Genomic DNA, 12,417 nt, shown 5'->3' on the forward strand with positions numbered 1-12,417 from the left:
ACCCGGGCGCGACGCATAGCGTTGAGGGCGTCGAGCCATTCGCGAGTGATCCCAACACGATCGTTCCTCGGGTCGAAGGTGTCTCGGACCCACATGTCGAGGGGAGTATCGGATCCCTCTCCAGTCCATTCGGAGCTCGGTCGCATGAGCCCAGCTTCGCCGCTGAACCAACGGAGGGCATCGTGAGATTCTTGCGGCAATCCCGGAAGGACTTCGACTCTCCCCTTTGGGAGGTCTGGAAAGACCAGCTGTGCCGGTGAGACTCCGAGTGCCGCAGCCAATACGAGCAGTTCCGAGACGTCCAGGCTCTTCTTGCGGCCGGTCTCCAAGTCTGCGACCACAGATCGCGAGATCCCCCATCCGAAGTCGACTGTCCTGTCGGCAAGCTTTGCCGCGGATAGGGCGGAGTGGTCTTTACCTCGGAGTCGACGGACTTCCGAGGCGACCCGGGCAACGATCGATTCCGCCCACGACTGCGTCATGAGTACGCAGTCTAGCCGAAAATTCGTCCGTCTTGTGGGTGGGGTACGTAGTTGCTACTCTGTGGTGGAACCACATGGACTGATCCAATAAGTCCCCCAGGATGTGGCTCTACTACACAATCAGTGGAGGTGCTGAAGATGCCCAGACGGCTGCTGTCTGTCCCCGAGGCCATGGCTTGCACGGGACTTGGACGATCCAACTTCTTCAACAAGATCGCGTCCGGAGAAATCCGGAGCGTAAAGGTCGGCAAGCGCCGGCTGATTCCGGACACGGCCATCGATGAGTACATCGAAGGTCTCGAGGCGCAATCCGACGCCAGTTCAGGCGTCGCGTGAGGCCCACAGCCAACTGTCCCTCAGGAAACTGAAACGCCCCCGGAAAGTCTCAGTGTTACCAGCACCGAGGCCGAGGGCGTCGAAACCACAACCCGTGAGGAAGGAGCTTCGCCACCGATCATAGAGCGTCTTGATAAGTCATTCAAGACATTTCGCCGATTCACCGTTCTCCGCCCTCGATTTCGGTCAGGGGTCGAGCGGGCGATGACGCATGTTTCGACCCGCGACAGCGCGGTCGAGTTCTTCTGCTCGCGCCGCACAAACCTTGGCTACGGAACTTCCTAGCCAAGGCCTGATGTGCCGCAGCAGCGTCGTTTTCTGGCAGAGCCCGACGTAACACCAGCCTGCCGCCGGCCTGTGCACCCTTTGTAAATCCTCGGAGACCGGCCCCGAGGCACCACCAGCTCGACTGATCATTGAACGGGTGGCGATACCGATTAGCCGCGCGCCCATCGAGGCGCGGGGCTATCGGGCGTGGAGCGGACAACGTGGGTGTGGAAATTGGCTCAGGGGCCATGGGGGGTCCGGAGGGAACGAACGAAGTCCCTTGTCTGTCATACGTCACCACTATGGAGGTACCAGTTGAGTGCTCGACCCATTTGCAATGCTGACATCGCCGAGTTGCCTGGCATGGCGAACCGTCATTCAGACCTCGATTTTCCAATCCTTGCCGCGCTCTTGCTCGTATCCGTTGTGTACGCAGAATGCTCGAAGATGCAACCAGGGCAACACACTTGGATTCTTGGACACGAGCGCAGCAGCCCGCCGGTGCAGGCCGCTCCCGCTAGCGGTACTGCGGCGTTGCCCGCCAGTCCCATACCTGAATTACCCGCAAAGAGTGCCTTAGATGACTCGCTGGCGACGGATGTCATACGTCCTGCAGTGGTTACACCTCCCATGCACACAAGGGATATCACTCACGCCCGGGATGTATTGGTAGTAAAAGCTTCTCATGCCACTATGGCATGTCTTTCGCCTTTGGGACGCGATTCGCGAATCGCGTCCCGTACCTGCAATACATCCAACACTTCTACGGGGCACGACACATCCCTCGGTTCCAACGCGTGCACGACCTCCCATTCCCGCTATACCCCCAGTTGGTCCCATTCATCAATGGAAAGTGAGACCCACCATGCCCGCTGAGATCTTTGCGTTCTGCAACCAGAAAGGCGGAGTGGGCAAGACCACCACCGTCTTTCACCTCGCCTACGCCGTTGCCCAAGCGGGGAAGCGAGCACTCGTTATCGACGTGGATCCGCAAGGCAACGCCAGCACAGTCCTGACCAAGACCGAGCTCGCGAGCGACGATGTCGGTGTTGCCGACGTTCTCGCCGAGTCGTCGAACGCGACCATCGCCGATGCTGTCGTCCCCACCATCTGGCCTGGTGTAGACCTGGTACCCACGTCGCCGGGAAACGAGTCCCTGGCCTATGTCCGCGATCAATTGGTCGTCGCCGGTGCCGGCCGAGAACGGCGGCTTCGCGACGCAATCGACGCGATACGAGGTATGTACGACGTGATCCTCATCGATTGCCCACCTAGCCTCGATCTGCTGACTATCAACGCCCTTGTTGCAGCGCGCGCAGCCGTCGTCGTGACTCAGTCCGCGCTGTTCTCAGCCAACGGACTCGCGCGATTGCTGCGCACCATCGATGCAGTCAAGCGCAGCTACAACCCGGACCTCGACATGCTGGGCGCGATCGTCAACCTTCATGAGATCGCGACGATCAGCGGCCGGGAACAATTGATCGAGATCGCCTCGAGCATCGACGTTCTCGGCGATGCTGTTCCCAAACGGGTTGTCATCAAAGACTCGATGGAGGCCCAAACCAGTCTGGTCGATTGGGGGACAACACAATCTCGCAGCCTGTCGACGATCTACCGGGACACTCTTGCGCTGCTCACGAAGGGACACCTGTGATGGCCCGCCCCGAACGTATGAAGAGTGCCCTCGCTGGTTCGAGCCCGGTCGATCCGCCGGAGCACGCGCAGCAGCCACCCGACACTCTTTTGTCGGTTGAGACCGTTGCGCAGGCGTCACCGGACAACGCGAAACAGAAGCGGTCGTACTACTTGTACCAGTCCACCGTCGACGATCTTCTCAACGCAGCCGAAGCGTTGTCCGCAACACCTGGCGCGCCGCGGGGCCCGTCGGATCTCGTCAATGCGGCGATCGAAGAGTATTTGGAGTTGTTGCGCAACAGGTTCAACGACGGTGCGCCGTTTCCGCAACGAACCGGCCCTCTCGCAAGAGGACCGAGAATCCGATGAGCCGATCACATTCCACGGCAACCCTGTTGACAACGAAGCCGTCAGACGTCGTTGCGCTACATCCAGCGATCTTGCAGTGGGCCCTCGCGACGGCCGTTGCACTGACAGTTGGCATCGCCGGGGCGTCCTTCTGGCTCAGTTTCGCTGTGTTGCGTGATCTCGCGGTGATGGCTGGGATAGGTCCCGGCGAAGCGTGGGTGATTCCAGTGGTGTTGGACGGGGCAATCGTCTCGACAACCGTGACAGCCATAGCGCTGTCGAATCACACGGACAACCGCACGATCAAGGGCCGACGCTTCGTCGTCACGATCTTGCGTGTTGCCGCATCGGCGTCGATTGCGGGTAACTCGTACCACGCGGTGTTGAGTGCGACTTTGCTTCCGGCCGTGGTGTCGGCGGGTATTGCCACCATTGCGCCTATTTCGCTCCTTGCTATGACAGAAGTGCTGGCTGTAATCCTTCGTGCGCCCCGCGGAGCCGTCAGAGTGGAATTCGCTCCAAGTGCTGCCACAGAGGAGCCGGACTGGACAGACACCGAGTTCAGCCAAGAAGGCCCCAGCCCGAGCCGGGATGATTCAGAGCGCGAAGACGGAACGCGGGGAGAACACGTCGACACGGCGGACTCGCCGCGACTGCAAGTAGACGACCTCACACCGGAAGTTGCGGAAACGGCGCGGCTCCGACACGCCCACCGCGAATGGTCGTGGGCACGAATCGGTAGAGAAACGGACGGCTCGGTTGCATCGACCGCAATGCGCCGATATCGGAAGTGGGAAGAAGCCACCGCAGGGATCGTCGAGGGCCACCAGGACGAGCAATTGGATTTCGATGACCCGCCAGCCAGCGAGCGTGATCGCATGCTCGCACAATAGAAGTGCTGCCGCGACATCGAGCCTGGTTGCTTTCCGTCGCTCCCGCGCAATCACCCCAGGCTGTTTATGGCTGTGAGGTGGTCGCGCCCGGATGGCTCAGTCTGCGTCGAGGCGCGCGCTGCCCTGGGACCACCTCCGGCGGTCTCCGGATTGAGCTCCGCTGCGCTCCGCACAGCAGAAAGAACAATTTCCTTCGCACATCTGGCTCCGGTCGAGCATGCAACACCCTGACCCGTCTTACCCACCCCTGACTCCGCTTTGCTCCGGCCCGATGGGCTCCGAAAACTTTTCAAAGCGCCTGCGGCTGAAAACTTTCCGGATCAGGGCCAGGACGCCGGTCCAGTGCGCCGCCTTCTCTCCTTCGAGCCAGATGACGGCGAAAGAAATTGGCAGAGCGAAAGGGCCGGGGGAGCCGGTTCCGCAACAGAAAGAGAGCCCGACATGCCGCAGAATACTTCCAGCACAGGACGACGGACCACCGCCGCACACAACGCCCGGACCACCGGAATCGTCACCCACACCACCGTCCTGGTCGCCGGACCCCAACAGGCCACTATCACCGCCACCTCCGCAGCCACCGACGAAGCGCAGATGATCGTCGCACTAGGTCACGTCATGATGACCTTCCGCAGCGCGGAAACAGTATCCGCAGTCATCACCGGATTCGCCACCGTCCGCGCCGCACTTGCCGGAGCCGACGGACAAGCCCCTCACCCCGCCCAACCGGGCGCAGAATTCGGTGCCGCTGCGATCTCCGTCCTGTGGCTCGACAGCCCCGAACACACCGCAGTGCCGCACCACCGCTACAGCTTCGAACAACGTCGCACAATCCACTGGGTAGACCTGCACATGGGACCTGTGACTTGGCGCATCACCGACCGTATCGGGTACGACACATTGATGGCCGAACTCCGACGCGTTCACCGTGCTGCCGTCGGGGTATTTCTCGACGGCAGCCGCTACCGCCGCGACCCCGCCAAACTCCTCGATGTCTTCGACGACTTCTAGTACCACACGTTCGGCCCCAACCCCGGGGCCGAACGTCGTTTATCCACAGGCTGACTCGACACGACAGTTGTCCACACCCTCGCTCGATTGGTCTCCTCAGCGAACGCTTTGTTACGGACCTCGTGTGACGCTCGATTGGAAGCAGCTGGTCGGCACGAGCGACAAGGAACCAAACGATGATCACCTGGACCGTCACCACACACCCCGAGGACAACCCTGAAATTCTGACCGCGACCGGAGCAGAACCCAATCTCGAATGCGCGAAACTGGCCGCCGCCGATGCCGTCCGTATCGCCCTCCTCGACGCACGCGAGCACGCATCGTCCGACAACGGAACGCCGCCGTCCTACCTCGTCACACTCGACGGAACCTGTGCCCTCATCATCGGACTCGGAAGCTGCAGGCCCGAGAACTACAACGCCGTCCTCGACAGCCTCGAGCAGTTCGACGGCACCGCACCACCGAACCTTCTCTACATCTGATCCACATTTCTGCGATGACAACCAACGCGGCATAACCAAGCACAGCGCCACCGGAGTACCGAATCCAGTTCTCCCGCACCTGACCCCGCAAAGGAAATGAGGCGAACAGATGACCCCGTTGAGAGCAGTCGAACCCGCCGACGACGATCACGCTGATCTGACGGACCGTCCGGAGACGGCGCCAGAAGCACTGGCGATCTGCGCACTCATGTGGTTGCAGGACACCGACGAGGCCGCCCGCATCGCAGCGACATTGCAGGCCAACGATTTCCACGATCCCGTCTATCGCGAGCTGTACGGCATCGTGCAGGAGCTGATCATCGACAACCTCCCACACGACCCCGCGAGTGTTCTGGGCGTTCTCGTCCGGTCGGGTGCCAGCGGACACCGCGGTGCACGGCTGCGTCGAACACTGACCGACGTCACCGCAGCGAACGCATGCGGAGCATCGGCGACCGACTACGCCGGCATGGTCCTGTCGGAAAGTTACCGACGTAGCTTCTTCGACGCAGGGATCAGAATTCAGCAGCTCGCCGAGGAAGCGCCGGAAGAATTTCTGTTCGACCAGCTCGTCGAAATCGGAAGGGCGCAACGTGAAGCGACGAACCGCCTGAACGCCTTCCGCAGCGGCAGCGCACTGTGACGGCGCGGAGAGAGACAGAGGCGGGCGATGAGCGGCGTCGAGCTGCCCTCGCTTCTGTCCGGTTGGCCGCCGCAGATGTGGCGCATCTCGATACAGACGAAGTCGAAGACCTCGACGCCGGGAGCGAGATAGATGAAGCGCTCGCCGCCGGCAAGACGCTCACCGAGGTCGCGCGGTCTATCGGTTACACCGAGGCAGTCGCCTCAGATCTTCTGCGCAAGTTCCGAGAGTTCCGCGAGGTTCTCGTTGCTCGCAACCAGATTCCGCTGTTCTGAGAAACATTCAACGCACAGCTCGCATTGCAGCTACTACTCGAAGAGGCCGACGCCATGAACTTTATCCGCATCGACACCGACCGAGGGACCCTCTACGGGCCGTCCTTCGCCGAGACGCTCACACACTTCTTCGGGCAGAACCAGCACGTCGAATGGGACTGCCACAAGCTGGCCGCCGGATACTCCAGTGGGCGGTGCATAGTGTCGACTGCAATCCGAGTGCATCACCGTGGACAGTGGATTGTCGCAGCAAGGTCCTTTGGCTCCCACACCGTCGATGCGATCCCCGAGTCCGCAATGCGCTTCGGATCGAGTTTCGCTACCGCACCATTCGATGCACCCAAGTTGCCTCGCTGGGTGTACGAGTGGGCGTATGACCTGCTGGTCTGAATTCGCGGTCTATACCGACCGGTACAGATCGAAAGCGAACTTGTTCCAGCGCTACGGCGTTGACGCGGAGCGCTTCCGCGCACTGAGCAACGTTCGGCCCACGCCACAAGCCCGCCACGTGACGAAACTTCGACGAGATGTCAGAAGGTGCTGCGCAGCGCGCCAGCGCGCCGCCCTTCGAACCCACCACGCGGAAGGAACTCGGCCCGTGCCAGCACAAGCCTGGATTACGCTCATAGTCGGCGTCTTCGCCGTCGTCGGCGTCGCCGGAACCGTCAACCAACGCACCCGAGCGGACAACCGCTCCCAATCCTGGCAACGAATCACCTGGTGCCTCGAACGCACCGTCAGCGACAACCCTGACGAAGTTGCGCTCGGCTGGACGGTGTTCGGCACCGTAGCCGCGACACCGTTCATCGCGAAGACCGACCGTCGCACACTCCGAGCAATCGCGGACCGTGACATCGACCCCGGCAGCGACGATCTGGCGGAAACCGACGACAACAGTGACAATGGGCCTACAGCAGACCGCGAGGAGCGCTCATGACCACCACCGAACCACGTCGGGCATGGACCCCTGAGCAACGCCGGAAGGTCCGCGCCGCAGCCGCAGGAGCCTCGATCAAGCTCCGCGAGTACGACAACGATCCAGTCCCACAGTGGCTACGCGACGTCGCCGCAGGCAAAGACACCAAGCCGCCGACTGACTGACAACCCCATCTACCTGACAAGGCCCGCCCTCAAACCTGGGGACGGGCCTTCGTCATGTCGCGCACATCGGGAATCGATGCCATCGACTACGACGACCGACTGGCCGCCATGCGGGCGGCAGGCGAATCGAACTCCACTGCGCTCCGTCCTGCCAGGGCTCGGGCAGCAGAGGGAACATGAAGCCGCCCCCTCACGTAGACGAGGCGGCTCGCCGCCCGTCAGTGTGCGGCGTTGTATGCCTCTTCGATGTCGGCCGGAATGCGGCCGCGTTCGCTGATTTCGTAGCCCTGATCAAATGCCCACTGCCGAATCGCCCGCGTCTGCTCCGGATCACGCTTGCCCGATCCGCCGACCGTTGTCGCGGCCGACGCGTCAGCGGGGGAGGGCTTACGCTTGCGGCCACCGACTCGCGTCGCGTGTCCGACGTAGTAGTCGAGCTTCTTGTGAAACTCGTTCGCGTTCTTCGCCTTCAGGTCGATCGAGTACTCGACGCCGTTGATCGCGAATTCAATCGTCTCGCCGGACTCGTCGTCGATGACCGACCCGTCGATATCGTCCACCAATTGGGTTGTCACTCGTTTGGCCACAGCCGGAAAACCTTTCCTCGACACATTCGTAATGCGCAACCGCGTTGCTATTCATGAGCGTAACCAGCACCGACATCCCTACCCTTCATGACACAAAGTTCGAGCCGCTATCGAGTCGTATTCGCTTCCTGCAGTCCGGCGCACAGGCACCGCCGAGAAGCAGGACTGCTGTCGCACAGGTAAGGGTTCAGGGCAACTGGGCAGCGCCGGGCCACCCTGCGGGCGTCCGCCGAATCGAACTCCGCTGCGCTCCGTTCTATGAGAAGAGATCTCATTTTCGTCAACGTCATTGCCGGCATCACCGGGCCTCGGACGTAGGTTCTGGGTGCCTGGGGACGCCGTGACGGCGCTCAGTGAGAGCGCCTCGATCTGATCTTTGAATATGCTGACCCGTGTGGCCCCGCCACTGAGGGCTGGCCTCGATCGGTGAAGCGGCTCATTTCGCCGCTGCAGTGCAGATCTGCGTCTGCAAGACGTCGGCTGATGTGACTAGACAACGCTGGGGGCCGGGTGCATCCTCGGAAGGGGTGCCGCTTGACACCCTTTCTCGAGTCAGAGGAATACGCCAATGCATGATCTTGCTGGCCGGTTGGACGACGTCGATCCTGTTGCCGCACAAGCAATCCGAGTCATCCATCATTTCGATCAGCTCACTTTGGCGGGAGTGGGGATACGCGCACTGTTGAAAAGCGCGGCTGAACTGACAGGATGCCCAGTCGGAGTCGTGCATGGCGGACGTACGCTTCCTCTTGTAATCAGAGGCGACGGCACTGAGGCTCACACCCTTGAGATCCCGTTGGGTGCGCATCCCGTGCCCGGGATGAGTGGCGCGAGCATCTGGCTGGATCGTTTGGGGCCGGCGGTGTTCTCTGATCCCTACGTGCTCGACCGCCTTGCCTCTGCGGTGTCGACAGTGCTGTCCAGAACAGCAACATCATCGCTTGCCGGGAGCGATATCGGGCTCGTAGAGATCCTGATAGACCGGGCAGAGTCGGCCCAGGTCCGGCACAGCGTTGCCGCTCGGTTAGGACTGAGCACTTCGCCCATCACCGTCATCGTAACCTTGGGCGGACGCGGAAAGCTCCCGCCTCGATCTGCCCCGTTGGGATCCCTTGTGGTCACGTTGTGCGCGTCAGCTGACTGGCCGGCTGGGTTGCCCGCACGAGCTGCGTGGGCTATCGCCACAAGCGTTGTTGACGTGCCCGCAGCCTTCGACGACGCTCGCGCAGCTTTGCGCGTGACTGCTTCGACAGGCGAATCGGGCGCGACCCGGATCGCCGCTGACGATTTAGGTGCCCTGAAGCTTCTCGCGCAAAACGCCGACTCGCCAACAGCCTTGAGGGAGGTTCAACTCATCGACCGCGCGGCGGCTGCCTGCGGGTGGGTCGAGGACACGATTATTGCCTTGGCCACGTCGGACAGTCGTAGGGCTGCAGGGGCGGTACTCGGCGTTCACCACTCGACGCTTCAACAACGCATCGTGCTGCTCAGCCGCCTCCTTGACTACTCGGTACAAGGTGCAGATGGACGGCTGCGTGCCTATCTGGCTGTGATGCTGCGAAGAGCGCGACGGAACGACTGGTAACTCTCGCCTCAATCGTCCGCGCAAGTTCGGCTTTCGATCCGCCAAATGGCGGTAGTCCGTTGCCGCAGACGGCCGGATACTGACGGTATGAAGCAGTTCGAACCCGCCGAGCAGTCACCTCAGGCCCCGGCTCAAGCCGCAAACAACGAACCGATCCGTAGATTCACGGTCGACATTGTCGCCGCCGACGGCTGCAAACTGAGAACCGCAGTCTTCCTACCAGCAGGAGCTGGTCCATACGCCACCATCTTGATGAGGACACCTTACGGAATCACCGAAGCTGCGTCGGCAGCCGAGGTGGTCGGTCAAGCAGGTGCGGCGCAGGGCTACGCAACCGTCGCTCAAGACGTTCGCGGACGGCACGGATCGGACGGAGATTTCAACCTTGGTCAACACGACCAAGAAGATGCCACTGCAACGCTGGACTGGATCACCGGGCAGCCATGGTCAGACGGAGCGGTAGTGCTTCGTGGGGACTCTGCTGGTGGTCTTTTCGCCTGGTTGGCTGCCACCACAAAGCACCCGGCAGTTAGAGGTGTCGTCGTAGGAGTCACAGGCGGAGTTTTCGATGGGTTCGGTTACTTCGATCGTGGAGTGGTCCAGCCCGAGAACTTGATCGGCTGGGTAGGGAACCTGATGCTTCCGGACCGACTTGCACGAACTGGGCTGGCTGTGGGGGATCCTCGGTGGCGCGTACTCGCCGAGGGCGATACGACCCCGACCTTGGTGGAATTGCTGACCTTGGGTGCTGGAGAGGAGGCCCACGCGGCCGAGCTCATGCGCAGAATGACTGCACTCACTGAGGCCAACCGGCGATCGATCATGCAACTGGCGTCGGAGCCAGCGCAGACCCATCAGCAGCTGGAAGAACTGATGCCTTGGGTTGCACAATGGCTGGCACACCCTGACCCCGAGGACTCATTTTGGGACTACCTCGACTACGGAGACGAGCTCGAGGTGCTTCCCGTCCCAGGACTGCACCTGGGGGGATGGCACGACGTTTTCATACGCGGAACCATCCGCAACTATGTACGCGCCGCGAGTGCCGCTTTGGCCCCTCAGCGGCTAATCATCAGCCCGTATACACACTACGGCTCGAATGCCCCGGTCGGATCGTGGACGCCACCGCTCGCTCAGCAGCCCGACAGCATGGGCATGTTGGGCACGACGCCGGGACCTAGCCCTGATGTGGTTCGTAACTGGTTGGCACGCTACCTGGACGCCAGCGGATCATCGGAGATCGAGAGCGGCGCGCCGATTTCCCTCTACGTTCAGCGAGCCGACCTCTGGAGGGATGAATGGGAATGGCCCCTGGCGCGTACTGAATGGACACCGCTTTACCTGAAGAGCAACGGGTCAGCGAACACCGCCGATGGTGACGGGGCACTCTCTGCATTGTTGCCACAGAGCGGGTGCGTGGACAACTACACCTACGACCCCGACGACCCAGTCCCCTCGGTCGGGGGGACACATCTAGGAGCCTATCTGCCTGCCGGGATCTTCGATCAAACCGCAGTAGAGGCCCGGGCTGATGTGCTTGTCTACACAAGCACACCCTTCGAAGAAGGTTTCGAAATAACGGGGCCCGTCACGGTGACCTTGTTCGTCTCCACCTCAGCGGTAGACACCGACTTCACTGCGAGGCTCACCGATGTCGACATCGAGGGGAGGTCGACCAATGTTTGCGACGGGGTGGTGCGCTTGAGATTTCGAGCAGGTTCCAAGGGGTTGGTGCAACCGCATAGCCAGCAGCGCGTGGTGGTCGAGCTTTCTCCCACAAGCTATTGGTTCGCGCCTGGTCACCGTGTTCGTCTTCAGGTCTCCTCCAGCAACTTTCCGCTTCAGCAGCCGAACAGCAACACCGGTCAAAATGAATGGCTGCATGACGTGAGGCCACAGGCAGCGAATCAGACCGTGTTTCACGGAGGAGCCACGCCTTCGGCTCTGTTGCTCCCGGTAGTTCCCACCGCTGACTAGGGAACTTGCCCGCGATTTGCCCAGCACGCGCGGTAGGTAAGCGACGATTCGACGCCCGAATCGCTGCACACGGGAAATTGACGAGATCGAGTTCATCCATCATGGGTGCACAGAATTATCGGTTCGAGTCGGTTGCGGCGTGCTCACTGAGCATGGCGATTACGTCGCGCCGCGCATCCTCCGCATCCAGAGGCAGCACCACTGTCCGCCCGCACGATCTCCAATGAGCCTCACCGCCGCGCTCCGCGAGACGATCGGCGAACCGGTAGAGCCCTATGGTCGCTGCAAGATGCACCGGCACCTGCGCGGAGAGGGGCACAACGCGGCCGTCTGCACGGTCGAGCAAGTGATGAACGACGAGGGCATGTTTCGGCCTCGTCCGAGGCAGGTTGCACCGAACCCTGCCGCAAGGCGGCATGAATTTTACTCGGGCCCCTGAACTGCACGCGACAGTTTGGCCGTTGAACTCTCAGAGCGGAACCGGCACAGGCGCTACGACGTGGCGGTGCGAAGCTGTGCACACGCTGCGAGCAACATCTGACCCACTTCGCAAGCTCGGCACGTGCAGACTTCGACGGAGTATCAGAAGGTGGCACGCAACGCGCCGGCCACGGCAGCGACGAAGAATGCGAACACCATTGACGCAACGAACCTACCGACACGAAGCACACCTCCGGCGACGAGTCCCGTTGCCCGCAGAGGAGCGAACTGATCGGCCCAGGGATTTCGGACAGTGGACCCGCTTAGAATAGGGATCTACTGAAATGAGTCCGACCAGCATGAGCAGATCACGGCGAT

The 12,417-nt window shown here is 61.5% G+C and carries 16 protein-coding genes; 14 read left to right on the forward strand and 2 right to left on the reverse strand.

The window, feature by feature from the left end; all coding sequences use genetic code 11:
• On the reverse strand, window positions 1-482 hold a 482-nt coding region (locus A2J03_RS10490; RefSeq protein ID WP_068373161.1), incomplete at its 3' end, for a helix-turn-helix domain-containing protein.
• A 138-nt stretch (window positions 483-620) separates the two neighbouring features.
• On the opposite strand from A2J03_RS10490, the gene A2J03_RS10495 reads away from it, so the two are divergent.
• The 12 genes from A2J03_RS10495 (at window position 621) to A2J03_RS31875 (ending at window position 7,650) form a co-directional block, all read left to right on the forward strand.
• A complete protein-coding gene (locus A2J03_RS10495; protein WP_008709982.1) occupies window positions 621-818 on the forward strand; it encodes a helix-turn-helix transcriptional regulator in 198 nt (65 codons plus the stop codon).
• 1,132 nt (window positions 819-1,950) lie between these two features.
• Window positions 1,951-2,739 carry a ParA family protein gene (locus A2J03_RS10500; RefSeq protein WP_068373123.1) on the forward strand — a complete coding sequence of 263 codons (789 nt, stop codon included), beginning with the start codon at window positions 1,951-1,953 and terminating at the stop codon, window positions 2,737-2,739.
• Window positions 2,739-3,089 (forward strand): hypothetical protein, encoded by a 351-nt coding sequence (locus A2J03_RS10505; RefSeq protein ID WP_068373125.1) that lies wholly within the window; start codon window positions 2,739-2,741, stop codon window positions 3,087-3,089. Before A2J03_RS10500 ends, A2J03_RS10505 begins: the two co-directional genes overlap by 1 nt.
• Window positions 3,086-3,961 (forward strand): DUF2637 domain-containing protein, encoded by an 876-nt coding sequence (locus A2J03_RS10510; protein ID WP_068373128.1) that lies wholly within the window; start codon window positions 3,086-3,088, stop codon window positions 3,959-3,961. Before A2J03_RS10505 ends, A2J03_RS10510 begins: the two co-directional genes overlap by 4 nt.
• A 441-nt stretch (window positions 3,962-4,402) precedes the next feature.
• Window positions 4,403-4,969: a hypothetical protein gene (locus tag A2J03_RS10515; RefSeq protein ID WP_068373131.1), complete on the forward strand. Its 567-nt coding sequence runs from the start codon at window positions 4,403-4,405 to the stop codon at window positions 4,967-4,969.
• 176 nt (window positions 4,970-5,145) lie between these two features.
• The gene (locus A2J03_RS10520) at window positions 5,146-5,451 is read left to right on the forward strand and encodes a hypothetical protein (RefSeq protein WP_068373134.1); all 306 of its coding nucleotides are present in this window, start codon (window positions 5,146-5,148) and stop codon (window positions 5,449-5,451) included.
• A 109-nt stretch (window positions 5,452-5,560) separates the two neighbouring features.
• On the forward strand, window positions 5,561-6,094 hold the full coding sequence (locus A2J03_RS10525; protein ID WP_068373136.1) for a DnaB-like helicase N-terminal domain-containing protein: 534 nt from the start codon (window positions 5,561-5,563) through the stop codon (window positions 6,092-6,094).
• Entirely contained in the window at window positions 6,091-6,369 is a 279-nt protein-coding gene (locus A2J03_RS10530) for an urea amidohydrolase (protein ID WP_068373139.1), read from the forward strand. The genes A2J03_RS10525 and A2J03_RS10530 overlap by 4 nt, the downstream gene beginning before the upstream one ends.
• 54 nt (window positions 6,370-6,423) lie before the next feature.
• Window positions 6,424-6,759 (forward strand): hypothetical protein, encoded by a 336-nt coding sequence (locus tag A2J03_RS10535; RefSeq protein ID WP_068373143.1) that lies wholly within the window; start codon window positions 6,424-6,426, stop codon window positions 6,757-6,759.
• Between the two features lie 208 nt (window positions 6,760-6,967).
• The gene (locus A2J03_RS10540; RefSeq protein ID WP_068373146.1) at window positions 6,968-7,306 is read left to right on the forward strand and encodes a hypothetical protein; all 339 of its coding nucleotides are present in this window, start codon (window positions 6,968-6,970) and stop codon (window positions 7,304-7,306) included.
• Window positions 7,303-7,470 (forward strand): hypothetical protein, encoded by a 168-nt coding sequence (locus A2J03_RS30495; protein ID WP_155290214.1) that lies wholly within the window; start codon window positions 7,303-7,305, stop codon window positions 7,468-7,470. Before A2J03_RS10540 ends, A2J03_RS30495 begins: the two co-directional genes overlap by 4 nt.
• Window positions 7,471-7,524: 54 nt before the next feature.
• Entirely contained in the window at window positions 7,525-7,650 is a 126-nt protein-coding gene (locus A2J03_RS31875; protein WP_269455189.1) for a hypothetical protein, read from the forward strand.
• Between the two features lie 38 nt (window positions 7,651-7,688).
• Here A2J03_RS31875 and A2J03_RS10545 read toward each other — a convergent pair whose 3' ends face one another.
• Window positions 7,689-8,057: a histone-like nucleoid-structuring protein Lsr2 gene (locus A2J03_RS10545; RefSeq protein WP_068373149.1), complete on the reverse strand. Its 369-nt coding sequence runs from the start codon at window positions 8,055-8,057 to the stop codon at window positions 7,689-7,691.
• A 568-nt stretch (window positions 8,058-8,625) separates the two neighbouring features.
• Between A2J03_RS10545 and A2J03_RS10550 the strand changes: the two genes are divergently transcribed.
• Together A2J03_RS10550 and A2J03_RS10555 are read left to right on the forward strand one after the other, a co-directional pair.
• A complete protein-coding gene (locus tag A2J03_RS10550) occupies window positions 8,626-9,642 on the forward strand; it encodes a helix-turn-helix domain-containing protein (protein WP_068373152.1) in 1,017 nt (338 codons plus the stop codon).
• Window positions 9,643-9,729: 87 nt separating this feature from the next.
• On the forward strand, window positions 9,730-11,619 hold the full coding sequence (locus tag A2J03_RS10555; RefSeq protein WP_068373155.1) for a CocE/NonD family hydrolase: 1,890 nt from the start codon (window positions 9,730-9,732) through the stop codon (window positions 11,617-11,619).
• Window positions 11,620-12,417: the final 798 nt, after the last annotated feature.

The organism is Rhodococcus sp. EPR-157 (assembly GCF_001647195.1).
Classification (GTDB): Bacteria; Actinomycetota; Actinomycetes; order Mycobacteriales; family Mycobacteriaceae; genus Rhodococcoides.